The sequence below is a fragment of the Legionella shakespearei DSM 23087 genome (assembly GCF_000373765.1).
GTDB classification, from domain to species: Bacteria; Pseudomonadota; Gammaproteobacteria; order Legionellales; family Legionellaceae; genus Legionella; species Legionella shakespearei.
On the sequence record NZ_KB892415.1, the window covers coordinates 1 to 22290 of the forward strand.

The window sequence follows — 22290 nt, forward strand, 5'->3', positions numbered from 1 at the left end:
CCTAAAGCTAATGACAGTGGGCTGTTTAGCGGTTATCGGCGCGTAAGCTATGGACGGAGCGGGGTTAAATCTATGTTATTTATGGCAGCTATGGCGGCCAGACGCTCTAACTCGTCATTGAAAACATTTTTTAATCAGCTTATTTCCGCTGGAAAGAAAAAAATGGTGGCATTAACTGCTTTAATGCGGAAAATCATTGTTATTGCTAATGCCAGAGTGAGAGATGCAGGAACGAAGTTAAATGTGTCAAATTAGGCAAATTTAAATCATTGAAAATATGTTCTGAAACATAGTTGATCTCCTGAAAACGGTATGGTACCAATATTTGGAGATCCTTCGCGCAAAAAGACGCGCTCAGGACGACGTGGAAGTCAGTTGTAATCCGCGGTCATCATCGCTTAATGGTATGCCATCACTGAGTAGCGCACCATGTTCTGTTTGCTCGCTTTGAACTTTTTGCTGGCGTACTGCCTGCCGGAACTCTGCTGTGCTATGTAAGGCTACAGGAACTGGCTCAGAAGCAGGGCCTGAGCCTGGATGTTCCGCTGCAAGCAAGGGTTCTCTTAATCGCTCTATCACGGGTTGGTCTATTCCAGGTAATTCTTGCACCGGCACTGGCTCATGTCGTTGCTCGCCTCTTTGCTGAGCATCAGGGATTTGTGGTGCTGCCGCATCAATACGATCAACTTTGACGTCAAGAATAGCGCGGTTAGCTGCATCTCTGATGTAATTGAGGCCGCTGGAGATCAGGTTGGTCAGCGGTTTTAAACCAAAACTGTTTTTAATTGCAAAACCTATTCCCTGGAGTGCGTAGGCTATGGCTGCGGCAAAATATTTTAGGGGATTGCAGCCCAAAGTGCCTAACATCTCATTTGCCCGACGCCCAATATCCTGAATGGCATGCCCTACGACGTATAATGCACTTCCGCCTACATGCCCCAGATTTCCGGCAAAGCTGATTGCTTCTTTTAACACGCTGAGAGTGGTATGAACCAGTGCAGACAATACCTCCCTCGTTAATCCTGGGTCTGAAACCTGATATCGGCGTCCATGTTTATTTAAGACCTTGCCTAACATGGGCACTAAATCAGAAGTGCTTGATGCTTTAAGCATTGCTATGAAGTGTTGCTCCAGTGCATCCAGAGCACGATGAAATTTTGTATTATCATCACCTGGATGATGGTTTACCAAACGCTGAATTTCATTGCGAATTTCTTTGGCGCGATCATATTCAGGCCTTTCACCTGCAAAGTTCGCTTCAGACTTATTTCTTTGATAATTAAAGGTGGCCCGGTACACATCCATTTCCAGTTGCGCTAATTTATTCATCTCTGGCGCGTATTGCCTGATCAGGTCGTTGGTTACCAAATTGGGGAACATTTGCTGAACTGTGGCGCAGGGTTCCAAAGAAGTCACTCCATTTGGTCCGATAACGCTGATTTGGTCTACCTGCTGAATCGGTCCTCTGGTCAGCTTCACATGGCCATCATCTACCAGTCGTTTGAATAATTTGGAATTGTCTCTTTTTAAAATAGCCAGTTCTGCTTCCACATCCTCTTTACTGCTGGCGCTGTCGTTGGGAAAGCGTAAATCAAAACGGTTTTTTTCGAATAAGTAATTAAACGCTTTAGGATAGGTAATTTTAAACAGTTCCCGTTCTAACTGATTGGTAAAAAAGTCAGAATTTTTAACATAAAAATGCAGGTGCTCGTTGATTGATCTCGGGGCTCTGGGAACCGGCATGCCATCAAAGAGTTTGGTTTTCATTCCTGATTTTAGAAAGTCAGCGCGCTGTTCATGGTTTTGGCTGAACAATTCAAGTAATTGCTGGGCTGATGGATTCGCAACCAAATCACTTGGAGCACCCTCACTGTAAACAATCTGGGGTTTGGCATCATCGGTAAAGCGAGTGCCGTGCTGAGTTAAAAACTGATGCAATGAGTGCCAGGCAATTTGTGGTCCGGCAGTCATGTCTTTATTTTTTATTTTAATTAAATCAGAATGATTGCCGTACATAGGCAGCATAGAGACTTTCGTTGTTTGTGGCGAGTCAATAACCAAACGGGTTATGTCCTGGGGTTTAAAATCACGTCGCATTTCATCCGTCTGAATCACGGTAACAACACTTTTAACATTGTCAGGAATGCGACGTCCATCCATTTTGCTTTTATCCGTCATACCAGCAACAGGATCCATAAGGAACAGGTTCAGGTTGATGTTTTGCAACTGGGTAAGGAGTTTTTTCTCTCCTGCGTCTAATTGCTTTCCTTCAAGCACTAATTGTTGTTCTTTCTCTGCCAGTTTTTTTTGTTCTTCTTTTAAATAATTCGCGATGTAAATAGAAGTAACTGAACCACGACTAAATCCCGCCAGATTGATGTTATGTGCATTGGCGTCTTGTCCTTTCAGCCATTCAATGATCTCATTAGCTCCTCTTCTGGCATTTGCTTCTACTTCAGTCCCTAAAAAGCCCGGGCCATCAATGTATGTTGATTCCCCTGGCCTGCAGGCCTTTGAAAATTGGGAAATGATATTATTGGTTTGAGCCTGACTTTCCCCGGTACCGTAACAAAAGACAGTGAAGGTTGCCATATTTTGTCCTAAGTAGTTACTTCATTTTATTATAGCCAAAATTTATGAAGGAAATATGACGTGTTTATGAAGGAATTATTACGTATTTTCCTTTCAACCTGGAGAGGTGCAACTCCGTAAATATAATGCGTCAAAATATGTACTATAATTTTGGTGAAAATCAAAAAAACGGAGATCTGGCATGTTCTGGAATCATGAAAAAGGAAATCCAGAGGATACTGAGTTGATTCATCAATATTACATGGACATTATTAACTGTGTCCCTGATATTGTTTATTGGGTTGATATTGATTGTAATTTGCTGGGATGCAATAACCATTTTGTAAAACTGCTGGGATTAAACGAATTACGCGATTTTAAAGGAACCCCTTATCAGCAAATGGAAAAACTGGCTCATTGGCCTCATGATCGGGTTGAGTCATTCAAACTGGATGACATGAATGCTCTTTTTTCTGGCAACGCCCGCTATGGTGTTGAAGAAAAACCGGTACAGAATAAAAATAAGAAAAACATTTATTTTAAAGCCAATCGCGTTCCCATTTACGACGAAAATAAAAAAATTGTTGGCCTGGTGGTGACTTTAACCGATATCAGTGCCACTAAAATGCAAGAGCAAAATGCAGTCCCCACCCTTATCGCAAAAGTAAACGAGATAACCAACACCGGGCATTTGCCTACGGTTTTAATGATAGAAGACAATGTTATTGCCCAAAATGTAGAGAAAGCACTGCTCACCGCTCTGAATTGTCAGGTAGATATCGCTGAATCAGGAGACAAGGCCTTGCAGTTATTTGGTCCTGGAAAATATGATTTGGTTTTAATGGATATTGGCCTGGAAGATACCTCTGGATATGTAGTTGCTAAACAATTGCGTAATATGGAAAAAGATACTGACCATCACGTTCCTATTATTGCCTTGACCGGTTATGAGGCCGATGTAGTTAAATACGATTGTGAGCAATATTTTATGGAAGGGGCAATTACCAAACCCTTAACCAGCGAACAGGCGGAACAAATCATAAAACATTATGTTTATCATATGGATATTCCGGTGAATGGTTTAAAAAGCAGTGTGTAAATCCAATTTCCTGTGCGCGGAAGTATGAAGTACAATTGAGTGTAAGCACAAAATAAGAACATTTACAAAGGATTACTATTTAAAAAGGATTACTAATGTACACACTATATACCTACGGTACCCCCAATGGTTTTAAACCGACCATTATGCTGGAAGAGTTGAAAGAACCTTATACGATTAAATTGATTGATATAACTCAAGGCGAACAATTCCAGCCGGATTTTCTCAGCATTTCACCAAATAATAAAATACCTGTTTTATATGATGCAAGTAATGATTTTTATCTGACCGAAAGTGTAGCTATTCTGCAGTATCTGGCAGAAAAGCACAGACAATTTTTACCAGAAGCATTAAAAGATAAATATGCGGTTGTCCAATGGTGCTATTTTCAGGCTGCACATATAGGTCCTATGCTGGGGCAGTTCGGATATTTTCATCGCTTTGCAACAGAGGATGTTCCCTTCGCCAAGAAACGTTATGCGGATGAAAGCCTGCGTCTTTTTGGGGTCTTGGAAAAACAACTGGCTAAAAATCCTTTTACGGGCGGCTCTGTTTATACCATTGCTGATATGGCAATCTGGCCATGGATTTGGTGCTTTCAGACCATCTATGAACAAACTGTCGATGCTGAATTGTTTCCCAATTTAATGGCCTGGTATAAGCGCGTGAATGAACGACCCGCCATTAAAGCGACTTTAGCAGCTTATGGCCGTTAATGGATTGTAGCCCGTATTAGCAGCAGTGTAATACGGGTTTAGCTTCATGGCAGTCCCCTTGTCCTTTGATTATTCTCAAATAAGATCCTATCATTATAAGTACAGTTTTGGTTCATTGTGGTCGCAAATAATCCATGATAGATAAGAAAGGAAAGTCCATGATGTCTATCCATTTAAATGATCAGCGATTGGATGTTGATCATTTAAATGAACATTATTATTTCGAACGCAAATTAATCAGTCGTCTGATAGAGTACTGTCATAATGATATTACGTTGCGTGAGCTGTGCCATTTTGCATTGGAGCAGCTGGCAAAGCATCCTTTATTAACCCATACTGCTACTGCTATTTGGCATTATGATGCATCCAATCTCAGTATTGTTGCCTCACATCATTTAAATTTCGATATTCAGGATGAGCTTAGCGAGCTGTCGACTTCATTAAAAGATTGGCCTTTATTAAAAATGAACTATGTATTGTTGGACGATTATTTTGTGGAGCACGTGAAAAGCCGTATTGATGTAAGTCTGGAATCATCACATGAAAGTCATTTTGCTGTCAGTTTCTGGCTTCATGCTACCGATCCTCCAATACACTTGTTAACTCCCTTTTTTAACGACTTTTTTGGCATTGTAACTTTATGTTTATCCAGATTAATCATTAAAAACAGAGAAAAATTGTTAAGCACAATTTTGGAACAAGCTGGTGATATTATTGAAATCACTAATGAAGAAGCTGTTATTCAGTACGTCAACCCGGCGTTTGAAAAAATTACCCTGTACAGTGCCTCAGAAGCAATCAACAAAACGGTTTCCTCTTTGTTACGCTCACCCAAAGAGAATATCAGATTATTTAGCCAAATCAGAGAGGATCTTGAGTCAGGAAAGACCTGGCGCGGCCAGATAAAATCAAAGAAAAAAGACGGTACGGACTGGATTGCTCAAACTACTGTAGTCCCCATAATGGACGAACAGGGTAATGTGATTCAGCATGTTGCCGTGAAACAGGATATTACAGAACAGGTTCAGCAATTTAACCAACTGAAAATCAGCGAAGAGCGTTATAGAAATCTGATGAATGCAGCAGCTGATGCAATTTTTATTCATGATTTACAAGGCCACTTTTTGGAAACAAACACGTCAGCCTGCCTGTCGCTGGGATATACCCGTGATGAAATTTGTAATTCCTATGTCTGGGATATTGAGATAGGGGCAACGCCGGATGCTTTAAATCAGATGTGGGCAGAGTTGCAGCATGGGCCCGTAAGGCTTGAGGGACGCCACAGGCGCAAAGATGGTTCTACCTTTCCCGTTGATGTACGTTTGGGTATATTTAATGCCACCGGCGAAAAGCTGGTATTGGCGATTGTCAGAAATATCACTCTCCAGAAACAATTTGAAGACACGATAAGAAAATTAACACGGGCACTGGAGCAAAGTCCGGTTTTAGTCATGATCACGGATAAATCGGGCACTATCGAATACGTTAATGCGAAAGTTCTTGAGCAAACCGGTTATTGTGCTGAAGAAATTCTCGGACAAAATACCCGTATTTTTCAATCGGGAAAAACACCAATAGATGTTTACAAAGCCATGTGGGATAAATTAAGTAATGGTCATGAATGGCGTGGTGAATTGCTGAATAAAAATAAAAATGGCGAACATTTCTGGGTATCTGCCATCATTTCTCCTATGCGTAACGATGATGATGAGACAACTCATTATTTAGCTGTAATGGAAGACGTGTCTCAGAAGAAAAGCTACGAAGAAATGCTTAAATATCAAGCAACTTATGATAACTTAACCAATTTACCCAATCGCGTTTTTGGCGTTAATAAGTTGGAACGTGCCATTTCAAAAGCTCATTTGGGAAAAAGGAAACTGGCTGTTTTGTTTCTGGATTTGGATGAGTTCAAGCAAATCAATGACTCGATGGGACATGCCGCTGGTGATTTATTATTGAAAGCCTTGTCTGAACGCTATCAGACTATTATCAGACAAACAGACACGCTGGCTCGTCTGGGAGGCGATGAATTCATGTTAATTGTGGAACATTTGAATCATACTGCTGATGCTGAGCGTATTGCGAAAAAATGTCAGGAAGCCTGCTTTAAACCATTCATGATTGAATCTCGAGAGTTATCTATTGCATCAAGTATAGGTATTGCTATTTTCCCGGATCATGGGCGTGATGCCAAAACGCTGATGCGTAACGCCGATACAGCCATGTATCAAAGTAAAATGAAAGGTAAAAACAGCTGGACTGTTTTTAACAATGCTATGGCTGGAGTGGCAACCAATCGTATTCGCATTAAATCAGAATTAAGGAATGTATTAAACCGTAATGAGTTGTCCTTGTATTACCAGCCCATTGTCGATGTGAAAAATAATAAAGTTATTGCTGCAGAAGCCTTGTTACGTTGGCATAGCTCTTCCTTAGGGTATGTCATGCCAGATCAGATTATTCCAATAGCTGAAGAAACCGGTTTGATTGTTCCTTTAGGTTACTGGATTTTGAAACACGTCTGTTCTCAGTTGAGGGAATGGCAAGCAGTCACAGGTAAGGATTTAAAGATTGCGATCAATATTTCTACGGTGCAATTGAAGCAAAGGGATTTTATCAATAAATTAAAATTGATTTTGCAAGAAGCAAAAATAGCACCGGAATCGCTTATTTTTGAAATCACGGAATCGGCATTCATCGATGATTCAAAATTGATTTTGTCTCAGCTTAATCAGCTTAATGAAATGAACATACATTGTTCTCTGGATGATTTTGGTATGAGTTATTCATCGCTGAGTTATATTCGTTCCTATCCCGTTAAAAGCTTAAAAATAGATCGTATCTTTATTCAAAGAATTAATTCGAATAATAATGATTTAAGTTTGATCAACAGTATTATCGCCATGTCCAGAAATTTGAAACTGTCGGTTATTGCCGAGGGAATAGAAACAGAAGAACAATTGGATTTGGTGCGTTCCATGAATTGTGACATGGTACAAGGATGGTATTTCTCCAAGGCTCTTCCCGGAGATGAATTTTTATCGTATCTGAATGATGAATAAGCTTATGGGTTGAATCCTCTCTTTGTTATACTCGCCCTTTTTATATAGGATTCTCTGAATGTATTCTCTAGACTGGCCGCGTATTTATGGCATTCCCAAATCAACTGCATGTTTCAAGCTTAGCCCAGAGGATTTTCAGGTTAATGAGTTTTTTGAGGGTGAATTCAGCGGGGAAGGGGAACATATCGTTATCAAAGTTGAAAAACGGGGTTTAACCACGGAGGAACTCATCAAGTCCCTTGCGCGTTTAGTTAACAAACCGATAAAGCTCATTAGTTATGCAGGATTAAAAGACCGGCAGGCATTAACTACTCAATGGCTGAGCATCCATGCCCCTGGAGAAGAAATAGCTGGGATAGAGACGCTTGAAGCACCAGGGTGGCGAGTTATTGAAAGCACGCGCCACAATAAGAAATTACGCCCCGGTTTTTTAACGGGCAATCATTTTATAATGAAATTAAGGGATATTTCTGATGAAGAGGATTTAGTCGCACGCATCGAGGCAATCAAGGTATCAGGCGTTCCTAATTATTTTGGCGAACAGCGATTTGGCCGTGAAGGCGGTAATTTGATAAAAGCCGAGGAAATGCTCGTTCAGGGGCGTAAAGTTAAAGACCGATTTTTGAAAGGGATGTATTGCTCCGCAGCACGTTCATGGCTGTATAATTTAATTTTATCAAAGCGGGTAATGAACCGGACATGGAATGTGCCAGTTGCTGGCGATGTTATGCAATTGGGTGGTTCTAATAGTATTTTTGTTATTGATGAAGTGGATGAGCACATACAGCAGCGCATCAAAGAAAGAGATATTTCACCTGCCAGTCCATTGCCAGGCAAGGGAAAAAATAGGGTGAAAGGAAAAGCCGCGGAGCTTATCAATGAGGTTTATGCTGACAGGATGCCGCTGATCAATGGCCTGATCCAGTTTGGCGTGGAGGAGGCCTGGCGATCTAATGTGCTCTATGCCGAAAATTTTGAATACACCATCAAAGATAAAGTAGCCGAATTGTCCTTCACCTTACCTGCCGGAGCCTACGCCACCGTAATTCTGCGCGAATTGACACTTTACTAACGCCATAACGCGTAGCCCGGTCTGCTTGCAGCCGGGATCGAAGTGGCAACGAACTTTAATATAAGCCCCGAGAGATTGTGCCAGCGTTACAACCCTGATCTTAAAAACTAAGATCAATCCCACCTATCGCGAAATATGGGGTAGTTACCTGAGCGCCATGATAGCACTCAAACAGAGGAATCCCCACTCCAAAGTAGGCTGATAGAGTAGATTTAACATTGGCTCTAATCCCGGGCATGATAAAAAGGGTTTTTCCTCCGCTATCGGGCTCAATGACTCCGTTTACTTTGTTGTACCCTGCAAATTCTCCAAGCAATTCAACGATGCCGTCTAAATTATAGCGTTCCTTTTTGTCGCTATAGACTTCAAGAGAAGCGGCAAAATTATAGTCAAATAATGCGCCTAATGTGGTTTGCTGTGATCCCTGTAAGGGGCGGGTATAAAGCAAATTACCGCCTAATAAAAATTTGTCCCAGCTTTTACTGACTATCAGGCCGCCAAAGGGAGTCCATCCCCCGGAACCCGGTTGATCTGCCGCAGATAAAAGCATGCCTTTTTTGTCACGTACTGTCGTTTTACCAGTCGGTGCATTGGTTCCTAACAATAAACCTGTAGAAAACAGTGATTGTTCCTCGCTCTTTATTTGTATTAATGAATACAACGTGGCATCACTGGTTCCAGAAACCCCTTGATTGAGAAAAGAGTAATCACTCATATCCTCAATATCAATTGCACGCAACCTGAACGTATAAGTGTAGGGAAGAGAAGCTCCCACTGTGATTTTTTCGCCCAGGCCGTAATTAACCATAAAATAATTAACAAAAGATCCCGTTTGGCTTTCTGCTGTAGGGTGCATGAGCAAGGTTAAATCGGATAGTGGTTTATTTGCATAATACTCAGATCGCTGGCTAACGCCCCATGTTCCTACGTCCATCACATCCGCTGTCGTGGTTGTAATCGGCGAGCCTACTCCTGTCGAGTAATTCAGTGACTGATGCTCCGGTGCTGCATAAACCTTGAAAAAGCAACAGCAGGTTAAACAGAGCAGGATTCTTGTTATTGTTTTCATTGCTGGCCTGAAACCCGGGCATTTTGATAAACCTGTCCCGACATATTAATCCGTAATCACTTGTTTATTCAAGGATATTGCCAAGGTCTTTTGACAGACACTGGATCACAGTGCTATTAAGTTAACGTGAGTTATGGAATTCCGCCGTCCCGCGGCTTGTCCGCGGGACGGCGGAGTAGCGCTTAACTTAATAGCAGTGACCTTAAATTACTCCCAGTTTTTTGGCATGAAAACGCAAATGGTCTTCAATAAAGGTAGCGATGAAATAATAATTATGGCCGTACTGTTCGTGCATTCTCAGTTGCAAAGGAACATGAGCCTCTTTACATGCTGCGACAAAAAGTTCAGGTTTTAATTGTTCCTCAAGGAAAGGATCGGCCATTCCCTGATCAATCAGAATTTCTCCATGTGGCCAGGGATGTTTTATTATGAGTTGACTGGCATCATAAACTCCCCAACCTTGTTCTTTATCACCTAAATATCCTTGAAATGCATTTTGTCCCCAGGGTGCCTGGGTTGGTGCGCAAATAGGTGAAAAGGCAGAAAGACTTCGGAATAATTCAGGATGCCTGATGCCTATGGTTAGTGCGCCGTGCCCCCCCATGGAGTGGCCAAAAATGCCCATCCTGTTTTTGTCTACTGGAAAATTTTCTGCAATAAAGTCAGGAAGTTCGCGACTAATATAGCTGTACATACGATAATGCTTTTTCCAGGGCATTTGGGTGGCATCCAGATAAAACCCGGCTCCTTCACCAAAATTGTCACGTTTTGAATCTTCCTGCTCAGTAACGCCGCGGGGGCTGGTATCTGGGGCAACAATGGCCAGACCAAGCTCTGCAGCCATGCGTTGCGCACCCGCTTTGGTTATAAAATTTTGTTCCGTACAGGTTAAACCAGATAACCAATAGAGCACTGGCACAGGTTTTTGTTCTGCTGCCGGTGGGAGATAAAGGGCAAAACGCATGTCACTCTGAGTTGATTCAGAAAAATGAGCATACACGTTTTGGTAGCCAGCGAAGCATCGATGCGTTTCTATCAGGCGAAATGACATAGGGTTTACTCCATGGTTTGTCTGGTTTAGAAGGTGAGAACAGAACGGATTGATTCACCTTTATGCATCAGGTCAAAAGCCTCATTGACCTGTTCTACAGGCATTACATGAGTGATCAGATCATCTATATTGATGCGGCCATCCATGTACCAGTCGACAATTTTGGGTACGTCAGTGCGTCCGCGGGCGCCACCAAATGCTGAACCTTGCCAGACACGCCCCGTAACCAGTTGAAATGGCCGTGTTGCAATTTCATGACCCGCTGGCGCTACGCCAATAATGGTTGATACACCCCAGCCTTTATGACAGGATTCCAGTGCCTGACGCATTAATTGCACGTTGCCAACACATTCAAAAGTATAATCAGCACCGCCATGAGTCAGTTCTATCAAATGGCCAACCAAATCTCCTTTTACTTCATCCGGATTAACAAAATCAGTCATACCCATTTTCATGGCCAGTTCTTTACGGCCAGGATTAATATCTACGCCTACAATTTGAGTGGCTCCAACCATGCGTGCACCCTGAATGACATTCAGTCCTATACCGCCCAGGCCAAAGACAATGACACGGCTTCCTGCTTCAACTTTTGCCGTAAAAAGTACTGCGCCAAGACCAGTTGTTACTCCACATCCGATGTAACAGACTTTCTCAAATGGAGCGTCGGGGCGTATTTTTGCCAGGGCAATTTCGGGTAATACGGTATAATTGGCAAAGGTTGAAGTGCCCATGTAATGATGGATGGGTTTACCTTGCAGACTGAATCGCGAAGTTCCATTAGGCATTAGACCTTTACCCTGAGTGCTGCGAATCGCCTGGCAAAGATTGGTTTTGCGTGAAAGGCAATACTCACATTGGCGACATTCCGGAGTATATAAGGGAATGACGTGATCGCCTGCTTTGAGGCTGGTTACCCCTTTGCCTGTTTCAACAACTATCCCAGCTCCTTCATGACCCAGTATGGTTGGAAAAAGACCTTCAGGATCCAGTCCTGATAAAGTATACGCGTCAGTATGACATACTCCTGTTGCCTTAATTTCAACCAAAACCTCTCCCTCTTGCGGACCTTCCAGATCTACGGTTTCAATTGCCAGCGGCTGTCCCGCGGCAAAGGCTACTGCTGCTTTAACTTGCATTGATTATCCTTAACATTAAGTAAGACATCTACGAAATAAGACAACTACATACCAAAATGAGACACCTACGTACCAAACATAAGACACCTACGTACCGCGGCTTGTCCGCGGTATCCAGTATTTTGTTAACTCTAATTCAGATGGCAAGAAAAATCATGCATTTTTGTATCTTTTTATAAAGGCAGAAAATAAAGCCGATCTTCACCGGCTTAAACTGTTACAGGCGGGCAATAGTGACACCAAAACAGGCTTCGGTAGCTGAATTCACATGATCCAATGCTGTTGCTGCGACACGGCTTGCTAAAAGTACGGGATTGAAAATCAGCGAGATTACTGCAGACAACAGGGCAACCGCACTCATTCCGGCAGCAACTATAGTATTGGCTGCAGCGACTTTGAAGCTGGCACAGGTTTTTTCACAGAGTTCTGAATTGGGTGCAATAAGGAGCAGGCCTAAAGCACAGGGGGCAAGGACGATGCTTGCTGCAGCATATAATACCGCCTTCAATAAAAAGCTCAGTGTGTTGACCGCTAGCCAAAGGGGTTTTTCTATGGGTCGAACCGCCAGAGTTGCGAAATCATCTATAGATTCAATGGGTCTGGTGTAATTTTTTGAAGGCACCGGGATTGCGTTTGAGTATTTATCGCGTAAATTTGAATAATAGAATTCATCCCAGGTATTGCCTACACGCGAAAAAAAAGAATTAGCCATGATACACCTCTTTGTTTTAATTTTGCGGGATAGTAAAAAAAAGGGCGGTGTTTGTAAATAATCACCAACAAATTGTAACCTTGATTTTGCCTTCGCCCTAGATCCATGGGGACGAGGAGCCGGGAATGGCAAAGTGTTGTAGCCCGTATTAGCGAAGCGTAATACGGGAAAGTGCCACTTCGATCCTGTATTACGCTCCGCTAATACAGGCTACAAACCCAAGTCTCGGTAGTAGGTATTTCTCGCAAACATTCACGAGGTACTTACCCCGAGGTTCTAATATTCAGAGGCTGAATCAATAGTTCATCTGCATCAGATGTTCCTTCAGGTTTCGCCAATGGACTTTCAAAGTGCTGTACTGGAAGTGCAGGCGCCTGTGCTGCTTCAGTTGATTGCTGCAGTGCTGCATGATGGGCAAAGCTGCTGGTTACAGGAGGGGCATTGTGTGCAACAACCGGTGATGAGGGAGTTGTCTCAGAAACAGAGTCTTCTGCTGCAGGAAAGTTATTTTGAATGGTTCGCAGATAATCCAGCCATGCAAATTGGCCGGGGTTTAAATTATATTGATGTATTTGTTCTGCTTGAAAACCATACATTTGTATTGCAAGGAGCATCTGATCGAGATCTTCTTTGCTGTCATCCAGGACATAAACCTGATCCATTTCCTTTGTCCAGAGTTGAGTTCGTAAATCCTGATTGACAGACTGAAATTTAAACCCTGAATCCAGGATCTCTAATTTAAAAATTTCTTCTGCAGTGAATCCCTGATAGTGCATCATAGCTTGAATATAGTCTTTACGATTTTTAGTGACAATTCGCACGTGTATTTTATCGTTCTTTAAAACCTGATGAAGGAAGGCAACTGCCTCAGGAGTGATGAGCATATCAACATCGGTTTGCTTATGATCAAAATTGGTATCATAAACCCCAAATTTTGCGGTAAATAATTGTTGCACCTCAGTTGCACTTTTAAGAGGAGAGATCTTGTAGTGTTGTGGTATTCCTGGTTTATACCCTTCCAGAAGCGATTGATAAAAGGGGCTGAAGACCGTGTTGTTACCCGCTCTTTGGGTTAGAGTGCCATCGAAATCGGAGTAAAACATAATGCCAGTCATTTTTGTCCCTTAATACTATTAAATTAGCGCCATTGTACAATGAATAAATTAAGAAACTATTAAAAGCAGATAAAAAGATGTTATGCATGAGCCTCAAAGTGTTCCGTATTAGCTTATCGCTAATACGGGCTAAGATTACAATAATCTACTTCAGGCCAAGCTCTGCTACAAAGGCTAGTCCCAGTCTGGTGAAATTGACCATATGATCCAGATTAATGATGTCCAGTTTGTCCCCGGTTGTGTGAATGTACGGGTTATCATCATCCAAAGTTGTAGCAGAAGGATAGAAGGTGCTAAACCCTTCCCGGAACCAGTTGGCATGGTCGCTGCAGGCATAGCCACAACGTGTATAGCCTACTGGAATTTTCACATAATGGGTTAATAGTTCGACAATAAATTGATTCAGTTTCGTGTCCACATAATCCGTTAATAACCAGATCGTATTGTCTTTGGGATTGGCCCTGTAACCTGCCTGATCCAGTTGCATTACTGCCTTTACCGGAATTTTTTCATTCAAAAAATGCTGGACAACATAACCTGAACCAACCAGTCCACGTTCTTCAGCAGCATAGGCAATGATATATACAGGCCTGTCCAATTTAAGCTTCGATGCGAGTAAAACCCGAGCCATTTCCATTGCTACTGAAATCCCGCTGGAGTCATCATCAGCTCCGGGCATATTCCCATCCAACGTATCAATATGGGCGCCAATAACCAGTGCATCAGCAGGATTGCCTTTGCCAATCAGGGTTACAACTGAGGGTTGGATGTATTTTTTTCCGGTTTGCACCAGATAACTGTCCACATCATCACGGCCGTATTCTCGTGCCAGGGTATCAAATTGCTGTTTAAACCAGGCTGCTGCAGCTACCCCTGTCTCTTTGGTTGCTGACCTGTTCATGTAGCTGGTTAAATGTTGATTCGTTTGCCAGATTTTATTGGGATCTACTTCTTTATAAAGTTGACCGACTTCCGCTTCATGGCTGATGGAGTAATCGGATGCAGATACCTGCTTTTTAATTTGCGTCCATTGGTCTAATTGCTGCCTGGCGTTGCCTTTTGCATCTGCGGTCTTCCAGGGTTCACTATTCAGAAATTTTCCACAACCAGATTTATTTTCATGTAACTGCACCAGTAAATCATCACTCATGCTTGCTTCGATTAAGCTGTACTGGCTGGATTGTTCAATCAGACGGACTTGTTGTTTTAATTGTTCGTATTTACAGTTGGAAACAATAAGCTGTTCTTTTGTTGCTTCAGACTGCGACATAGCCGGAAGGGTAAAACAGCTCAATAAAATCATTGATATGAGGCGCATAGTATAAACTCCATTTTTGAAATGGAGTTGAATATAGTCTATCTTATCCGCTTTTGGCTACTGTTTATCCGTTATTGACAACTTGCTGTACTTATCAGGTCGTAACTCCGGCGTTCTGCTTCAATCAAACGCTCAGCCCTTAAGTTTCTAGCCTTTACTGCAAAAAAATTACCGGCCAGGTAAGCACTGGTTCCGATAATTGCAGGAGCCTCTACCGGAAAATCCCCTTTGCTTTGAGATTGAAAAAAGACACCGCCGCCATAGGTTGTATTGGCTAATGCCTGAGCATCGACTTGCACGTCCACTTCAACTGGCATATGTATTATGGGCAGGTTTATTGTTTCATTTTGGGGCGCCAGATCGTATTTCAGGGGAATCATTTCATTGGTGACTGGTCCACTGTAATGCTCGCTGGTTATGTGCTGTTCGGACGAATGGGGAAAGGTAATTTTGGGTTTATAGTTGAGAAGGCCAGACCATTGAATAGCCCCGGCTGTTACTGCCGAACCCATAGACATAAAAGACAGTGAGCTGAATAATGATTGAGCATTCACGTAAAGGTATTCTCTGGCAGTAGGGCTAATTGCCTCAACCCGGAATCGTTCCTGTAGAAATTGTGAATCGTAGCGGCTTTGTTGCCAGGTTCTGAGATTAGCTCCCAGCAATCGCAATGCAGTTCCTGAGGCGCTTAGAATAACACTGGCTGTTCGAACCGTTTCCGGTAGAATGAGTTCTGTCAGGCTGTAAGTCAAACCGCCATCGTGTTGCAGATAATGATTGAATGGTACTGTGGTGTTAAATGTATAGTTATCGAATTTGGGCGCAACGCCCTGAAAAGTTACATTCCCTGTGATATTCCCTGAGGCATAGTAGGAGCCAGTAACGGTTTCATCCATTTCATAAGAAAGGCTAAATGCCACTCCTCCTGCTATACAAGCCAGAGAGCCTACCGACTCAAGGGTGCTTATTGTCGCGTTAATTGCTGTATTAACAACCGTCTTGCATGCCGACCAACAGGTATCAAACCATTTCATTTCATCACTTCTAATCTGGTAGTTATAAAATCATGAACTCTTCACTAATTGAGTAAGGATGAGTCAATATGCCTGATTCGCAGGGTAACACAGTTTAAATAAAAATCGAGCTTTTTTTATAAAATAATGAACCAAAATGAAACACAAGAGATCCAGATGGTTGTGATTCTATCTTTTATGTGCTTTACGAAAAGGCATCTATAATTGCAGAAAGAATATAATAAACAATTATTATGATAAATAAAGCGACTGAAATAAGAGGCAGAATTAGAGTAAAAATACGAATGAGCAGTGATGCAGTGGCGCTGGAACTGTGATTGGCAGAGCCCCAAAGTGCTTTCAAAAACCAAAGATAAAACACAGCCCCATACACGCAAAGCGCCAAAACCAAAATATTGTCAAAGGATAAAGGGGCTTTGCTGACCAGTACCGCGATAAACAATACATAAAACCCAATATAGGCAAGCCCACCGTCAAGCATAAAATTGCTGCCAGTTCCAAAGAGAACCTCGGAAAATCGAAGTTGGCCATGCCAGCCGCGTCTTAAATAATTAAACATAATAGTCATTAGCGATTGATTCATTTATATAATAGCAGGTTAAAACCTTTTGCATAATCAAACCTTGGTGAAGTGCGGCATTATTCCTCATTACGGACTAATATTCAGGCAATCTTTCTTTAAATTAAATCCCAGGACAAGATCATATCATTTTGAATAGATATTGAGACATGTTTATCGCTTAGTTCCTGTCATTCCCGCGTAGGCGGGAATCCATTTTTCAAAGTGGCACTTCACTTTGTCTGTCAGATGGATCCCCGCCTGCGCGGGGACGACACAGTTGGGATTTGTGATGAGCAAAGTATGCGTTTGCCCTGAATTAAATCTTTCATATTTGGACAAATGGGCTTATATCCATTAAGGTGGATCCTTTTGTGGATGGACATACACGTTTTGTTTCATTTGTAAGCATTTGATTTTGTTCATTTAAAAACAAATGCTATTGTATCATTCAGACAATAGCTCAATGAGCGGTATAGGGGGTAAGAGGGATGATTGAGGTAAACACAATCATTGCAGATTTAGCGTGGCCTATTGGTATTTTACTTGCCTGGTTTATCGGTGAACTGGGGTATCGATGGTTAAAAGTTCCTCATATCAGTATTTATGCTGTCGTTGGTTTTATCCTTGCCTATCCGCAATTGGGTTTATTACCGCAAACGCAACCTCTGCCGATTTTACTGTTGGCCAATATAGGTTTTGGCCTGATTCTCTTTGAAGCAGGATATCGCATGAACTTGCGGTGGATGTTTAATAATCCCTGGGTTGCTCTATCCAGTATCCTTGAAGCTACTCTGACCTTTATTCTGGTATTTTATTTGTTAAAACTTTATGGCCTGGCTTTTTCGACCTGCCTGATTTTGGCGGCCTTGTCCATGGCCACTTCTCCGGCCACAGTGATTCGTGTGATCAATGAGCAACGTAGTTCGGGGCAAGTTACCGAACGATTATTACATCTTTCTGTTTTAAACTGTGTCTGGACCGTATTTTTATTCAAAATAATCGTTGGTTTTGCCATGTTCCATTCATCAGAGAGCATTGGTCAGGCGACTTATACCAGTTTATATGTGCTGATGATTTCTACTCTGCTAGGTATTCTTTTCGGTGTAGTCATGCCACTTTTGCTGCGTATGATTAAAAGCAGTTGCAATGACAACACGCTGCCTTTCGCCATTGCGGTCATTTTGTTGGTGGCATTAACTTACAATTTAAAGCTGTCGCCAGTCCTGGCTACCTTAACCTTTGGCATGGTGTCGCGACACGGGCGCATGGTTTTTAATTCCTCCCTGCGTGGTTTCGGTACTCTTGGTGATCTTCTGTCTATGCTTTTATTCGTATTTATCGCGGCAACCATTGAGTGGCGGCAGGTGATGGCAGGAATGAGCGTTGGTTTATTGATTATTGCGGTAAGGCAATTTGCCAAAGTAGCGGGAATTACTGTATTTGCACATATCAGCGGCATTACCTGGAAAAAAGGATTTCTCACCGGAATGGCTATGGCACCTATGTCTGTATTTGTCATTTTGATTCTGGAACAAAGCCGTTATATAGGAATTAACTTTATTGACACTCTGGCTCCCCTGGCAATGGTGGCTTTAACTCTGGAGATTCTCGGTCCTATTATATTACAAAAGGCGTTAATTCTGGCGCATGAAATCCCTTTGAATAAGGAATAACACTATGCCTTTACCCCCTTTTAAATCATCGCAATCCTTGACTATGGGTGTGGAACTTGAACTGCAACTGATAAGCTTAAGTGATTTTGATTTAACAGATTCCAGTCCGGATATTTTTGAACTGCTAAAACGTAAACCCTTTCCCGGGAGTTTTACTCCGGAAATTACCGAAAGTATGCTGGAAATAGCTACGGATGTGCATGTAACTCATAGTGAGTTGCTGCAACAATTAGTAGCTATTCGCGATGAATTACTTGCTGCGGGAGATTTATTGAACATCGGCATTTGTGGGGGAGGGACTCATCCTTTTCAAATGTGGTCAGACCGAAGAATTTTTAACAAAACACGTTTTAAGGAAGTGACCGAGCTTTATGGTTATCTAAGCAAGCAATTTACTGTTTTTGGGCAACACGTCCATATTGGTTGTACGGATGGTAATCAGGCTTTGTTTTTACTTCATGCTTTAAATCGCTTTGTGCCTCATTTTATCGCACTGTCTGCTTCCTCTCCCTTTGTTCAGGGCAAAGACACCTGGTTTAATTCTGCACGTTTAAACTCGGTGTTTGCCTTTCCTCTGAGCGGGCGGGCACCTTTTATTCTGGATTGGGAAGTCTTTGAACAACAGTATTTTGCCAAAATGGAACATACCCGAATTGTTAAAAGCATGAAGGATTTCTATTGGGATATTCGCCCCAAACCTGAGTTTGGCACTATAGAATTGCGAGTTTGTGACACGCCTTTAACGGTACATCGTGCTGCAGCTTTAGCCTGTTATTTACAGGCATTGTGTGCTTATTTACTGGATAATAAAGGAGATTTTCCTGCAGAAGATGATTATCTGGTTTATAACTACAATCGCTTTCAGGCATGCCGCTTTGGTCTGGACGGTATTTTAGTGCACCCAAAAACCTACGATGATATTTTATTGCGTGAAGACATTCTCACAACATTACGTTTACTCACTCCATATGCGGAACAATTGGGTGGCAGCGCTGCCCTGGAACATCTTTACCGAATTACCCATGAAGGAAGTGATGCCAGTTATTTACGCCAAAAACATATTGATCAGTCCAGCCTTGAAAGCATGGTGAATGCGTCCATACGGCGATTTAGAAAAGGCTAGGGACATCAGACCCTGGATTTATATAAATAACATGAGTTATGGATGAGACGCTTGTTTTATCCAGTCGTTACTTCGATGCCGTTCGGGCTGAGGTATCCCCACGAAAATGATTTATTTATCAGCACTATCTCTTCTGTTTGCTTATGCTCTCATTACCTAAAGAAAACCGAGCCGCGACCGTGAGGGAGCGGAAATTTTGGATGTACACCTAATGAGTAATCAACCATGGAGTGCATCGAACTGTTCCGCTCCCTTACGGTCGCGGCTCGGTTTTCTTGGCATGATGCTCTTTTTGTACTCTTGATTAGCGAGTCACAATACAGGCTCAAGGGGAAATTTCGTGGGGATTCCTCAGCACCATGCCAAGGCTTCGAGACAGCGCTATCGCGCTTCCTCAGCCCGAACGGCATCGAAGTAACGACTGGATAAAACAAGCGTCTCATCGATAACGTTAAAATAATTGGCGATTGGCGGAAAGCTGCTATAGTTAGAATTAAAAACGTGATAAATCAGGATGATAAAATGACCCGGATCAAGAGTTGCTGTGTTTTATTCGTTTTCGCTTTCTTTTTACCGTCTCTTCACGCAGTGCCTTTGACCGTAGGTACTATTGCTTATAACCCCCCTTTTGAAACCATGGTAAGCGATAATAAAAGCCAGGATTTCTTTGGTTTTGATATTTCCATTGTGAAAGAATTATGCAAGCGCATGAAACGTGAATGCCATTTCAAAAGGGTGCTATTTCATGAAATTCCCGACTTGATTAATAGCGGGGAAATTGATCTGGCAATTGGTGCCATCATCATTACTCCGGAACGGCGGATGGATTTTTTATTTAGCCTTCCCTACAAAGAAAGTACCTTACAATACATGGTTTTAAAGAATACCGATATTCCTGATATCAAGGCATTACAAGGCAAAATTCTTGGCATATACAGAGGCTCGCCTTCTGAGTATTTTGTGCTAAAACAATTTAATGACAACGTTCAGCTTGAATCATTTGAAAATTCAATGGATTTGATTTATGCCCTGGATAAAAAGCAAGTGAGTGCCATTATTACAAACCGACCCCAGGCGGATTACTGGATAGCGAATAATCAAAACTCATATAAATTGCTGGGTCCTGAGTTTCCCATAGGTGAGGGTTATGGCATTGTGGCCAAATTAGGGAATACAGACCTTATGAATACAATTAACAAGACTTTAGTGACCATGGAAAAGGATGGGACTTATATTAGCCTCTATGAGAGTTCCTTTTAATAGAGGCAATTAGAACCAAAGATCTGACCTAAGCAACTTGTTAGGAGTAGCGCTTTAGATAAATTATGCGTCATATGATTGAATGAGACCAATAATTGCTTTTATTCTCGCTGATGCATGGTCTGGCTTACTTTTGGTATTCATTAAAAGAGCCGCATTCTTTATATCTCAGGTGTTGGTAATATGGGCGAGATTCTTTTGAGGTGTGCACAACACTAAGGTGATACCCCAACTCTTTTGAGCGCTGTAAACAATATTCTTGCAGGGCTTTAGCATAACCCTTTCGACGCTCGGCAGGTGTAGTTGTAAGTAAATAAAGTCCTGAAATTTGGGCAAAATAACAGCATGACGCACAGGCTACAGGTGTCCCATTAATATATCCCACATAAAATTCCAGCGGATCATCCTCAGTTAAAATCGCCGCTATCCGAGCGAAACAGATTTGAAAAGCCATACCATCACATGCAAGCACTGAGGCAAAATCCTTTAATGTCTGTTCATCAGTCGCAGCAACAATATCAAGTTTCATTTGGGAAGGAGACGGCTTGTCCCATGCATCCAAATCAAGGTACATTGCGAACGTATTCCGGGTGTTTTTATAGCCATGATGTTCCAGATGGGCGGCTAAATCTTCGGGTTGGTCAAGAGGGCTTATCCACCATGAAAAGGGACTCTTTTTGCGGGTGAAATAATCAGTTACTTCTGCAATTTTTTGATGAGCATTTTCTGATGAAAAATCAGCATCCAGCACATAATTCAAAGAGCTGTTCGCCAATCCGGAATGCACAAGAGTGAAACCCGGAACCCTGACCAATTCAATTTCTGCACTGTATTGGGCGAAATGAGTCATATAAACATTAAAATTGGCTCCTATTGCCTGTAATAACTTTTCCTGGGGCCAGTATTTAGCGTGTATTCCTGTGTTGGGTGGCAAGTACTCTTTTTTTCTTCCCGGCCAAAGCTTGGCTTTGGCATCAATTTCCTGCACCAGCTTATCTTTTCCAGAAACATAAGAATAAATATCATAGCCAAATTGAGCCGCCAGCTGAGTTTTAAGTTTGGCGTAATCGCGGGCTATCTCAGGATGGTGAATAAGATAATCCCTGAAATTAACATGACGATTGATTTGAGGACTTCCCCGCTCATGCAAATGCAAATGAAAGCGAATTGTTTCATCTTGCCGTTTGGTAACAAAACTCACATGAGGAATGATTTGGCGTCGGATGGGATCATAATTGAGTTGGCTCAATTGTTCCCTTATAAACCCTGTCTCATCCAAATTATCAATAACCAGCATCATATCAATAACAGGCTTCGCCGGCATATGGGGAATACTGGTACTGCCTATATGATAAATTGCAGCAAGAGAAGTACCCAACACCTTTTGAATGCGCTTCGCCTCATCCTCAAACAGATTAGGCCAACGTATGTCATAAGGGATGAGTTGTACTTTGTATGAGTTAGCTACATTCATTTACCAGGCCCATTCTTAAAATTCAGACTAAAGAAATTATAGATTAAGTTAACTTAATGGCAGTATCAAGCTGCCAACTGAACAGCGTTTTAAAAATATATGTCTCTTTGGGAATCAAATTGTGTATCATGCCATGGCAGGAGAATGATAATGAAATGAATGGTAGTTGGGTGTAATCTATTCGCAGACGTATATAAATTAGAGAGCCTATACTTATTAAAAAATGGCGCACCATTACAG

The 22290-nt window shown here is 42.0% G+C and carries 17 protein-coding genes and 1 pseudogene; 8 read left to right on the top strand and 10 right to left on the bottom strand.

The genetic code is table 11. From position 1 onward, the window contains the following. Nucleotides 1-255: pseudogene (locus B094_RS0110925) on the top strand (IS110 family transposase); the annotation flags it as partial. Nucleotides 256-354: 99 nt separating this feature from the next. On the opposite strand, the gene B094_RS0110930 reads toward B094_RS0110925, so the two are convergent. Then, nucleotides 355-2592 carry a DUF5621 domain-containing protein gene (locus B094_RS0110930; RefSeq protein ID WP_018577849.1) on the bottom strand — a complete coding sequence of 746 codons (2238 nt, stop codon included), beginning with the start codon at nt 2590-2592 and terminating at the stop codon, nt 355-357. Between the two features lie 181 nt (nt 2593-2773). Between B094_RS0110930 and B094_RS0110935 the strand changes: the two genes are divergently transcribed. The 4 genes from B094_RS0110935 to truD all read left to right on the top strand — a co-directional run bounded on the left by B094_RS0110935 (nt 2774) and on the right by truD (nt 8523). Beyond that, complete coding sequence (locus tag B094_RS0110935) at nt 2774-3670, top strand: response regulator (RefSeq protein WP_018577850.1); 897 nt, start codon at nt 2774-2776, stop codon at nt 3668-3670. Nucleotides 3671-3765: 95 nt separating this feature from the next. Next, the gene (locus B094_RS0110940; RefSeq protein WP_018577851.1) at nt 3766-4386 is read left to right on the top strand and encodes a glutathione S-transferase family protein; all 621 of its coding nucleotides are present in this window, start codon (nt 3766-3768) and stop codon (nt 4384-4386) included. Nucleotides 4387-4544: 158 nt separating this feature from the next. After that, complete coding sequence (locus B094_RS0110945; RefSeq protein WP_018577852.1) at nt 4545-7451, top strand: sensor domain-containing protein; 2907 nt, start codon at nt 4545-4547, stop codon at nt 7449-7451. A 58-nt stretch (nt 7452-7509) separates the two neighbouring features. Then, complete coding sequence (gene truD / locus B094_RS0110950; RefSeq protein ID WP_018577853.1) at nt 7510-8523, top strand: tRNA pseudouridine(13) synthase TruD; 1014 nt, start codon at nt 7510-7512, stop codon at nt 8521-8523. Nucleotides 8524-8623: 100 nt separating this feature from the next. Here truD and B094_RS0110955 read toward each other — a convergent pair whose 3' ends face one another. From B094_RS0110955 to B094_RS0110990, 8 genes are all read right to left on the bottom strand, one after another. After that, nucleotides 8624-9592 carry a transporter gene (locus B094_RS0110955; RefSeq protein WP_026253992.1) on the bottom strand — a complete coding sequence of 323 codons (969 nt, stop codon included), beginning with the start codon at nt 9590-9592 and terminating at the stop codon, nt 8624-8626. 202 nt (nt 9593-9794) lie between these two features. Then, nucleotides 9795-10643: an S-formylglutathione hydrolase gene (fghA, locus tag B094_RS0110960; protein WP_018577855.1), complete on the bottom strand. Its 849-nt coding sequence runs from the start codon at nt 10641-10643 to the stop codon at nt 9795-9797. A 26-nt stretch (nt 10644-10669) separates the two neighbouring features. After that, nucleotides 10670-11779 (bottom strand): S-(hydroxymethyl)glutathione dehydrogenase/class III alcohol dehydrogenase, encoded by a 1110-nt coding sequence (locus B094_RS0110965; RefSeq protein WP_018577856.1) that lies wholly within the window; start codon nt 11777-11779, stop codon nt 10670-10672. Nucleotides 11780-11996: 217 nt separating this feature from the next. Continuing rightward, nucleotides 11997-12491: a hypothetical protein gene (locus B094_RS0110970; protein WP_018577857.1), complete on the bottom strand. Its 495-nt coding sequence runs from the start codon at nt 12489-12491 to the stop codon at nt 11997-11999. A gap of 263 nt (nt 12492-12754) precedes the next feature. Next, nucleotides 12755-13606, bottom strand: coding sequence for a hypothetical protein (locus tag B094_RS16110; protein WP_018577858.1), 852 nt, complete (start codon nt 13604-13606; stop codon nt 12755-12757). Between the two features lie 145 nt (nt 13607-13751). Continuing rightward, on the bottom strand, nt 13752-14924 hold the full coding sequence (locus B094_RS0110980) for a M20/M25/M40 family metallo-hydrolase (RefSeq protein WP_018577859.1): 1173 nt from the start codon (nt 14922-14924) through the stop codon (nt 13752-13754). A gap of 71 nt (nt 14925-14995) precedes the next feature. Further along, nucleotides 14996-15958, bottom strand: a complete 963-nt coding sequence (locus B094_RS0110985; RefSeq protein WP_155823832.1) for a hypothetical protein — start codon at nt 15956-15958, stop codon at nt 14996-14998. A 184-nt stretch (nt 15959-16142) separates the two neighbouring features. After that, nucleotides 16143-16526: a hypothetical protein gene (locus tag B094_RS0110990; protein WP_018577861.1), complete on the bottom strand. Its 384-nt coding sequence runs from the start codon at nt 16524-16526 to the stop codon at nt 16143-16145. A gap of 482 nt (nt 16527-17008) precedes the next feature. On the opposite strand from B094_RS0110990, the gene B094_RS0110995 reads away from it, so the two are divergent. From B094_RS0110995 to B094_RS0111005, 3 genes are all read left to right on the top strand, one after another. Continuing rightward, the gene (locus B094_RS0110995; RefSeq protein ID WP_018577862.1) at nt 17009-18193 is read left to right on the top strand and encodes a cation:proton antiporter; all 1185 of its coding nucleotides are present in this window, start codon (nt 17009-17011) and stop codon (nt 18191-18193) included. 4 nt (nt 18194-18197) lie between these two features. Continuing rightward, nucleotides 18198-19316, top strand: coding sequence for a YbdK family carboxylate-amine ligase (locus B094_RS0111000; protein ID WP_018577863.1), 1119 nt, complete (start codon nt 18198-18200; stop codon nt 19314-19316). Nucleotides 19317-19838: 522 nt separating this feature from the next. Next, on the top strand, nt 19839-20576 hold the full coding sequence (locus tag B094_RS0111005; RefSeq protein ID WP_018577864.1) for a transporter substrate-binding domain-containing protein: 738 nt from the start codon (nt 19839-19841) through the stop codon (nt 20574-20576). A 127-nt stretch (nt 20577-20703) separates the two neighbouring features. Here B094_RS0111005 and B094_RS16535 read toward each other — a convergent pair whose 3' ends face one another. Then, nucleotides 20704-22050: a GNAT family N-acetyltransferase gene (locus B094_RS16535; RefSeq protein ID WP_018577865.1), complete on the bottom strand. Its 1347-nt coding sequence runs from the start codon at nt 22048-22050 to the stop codon at nt 20704-20706. Nucleotides 22051-22290 lie beyond the last annotated feature (240 nt).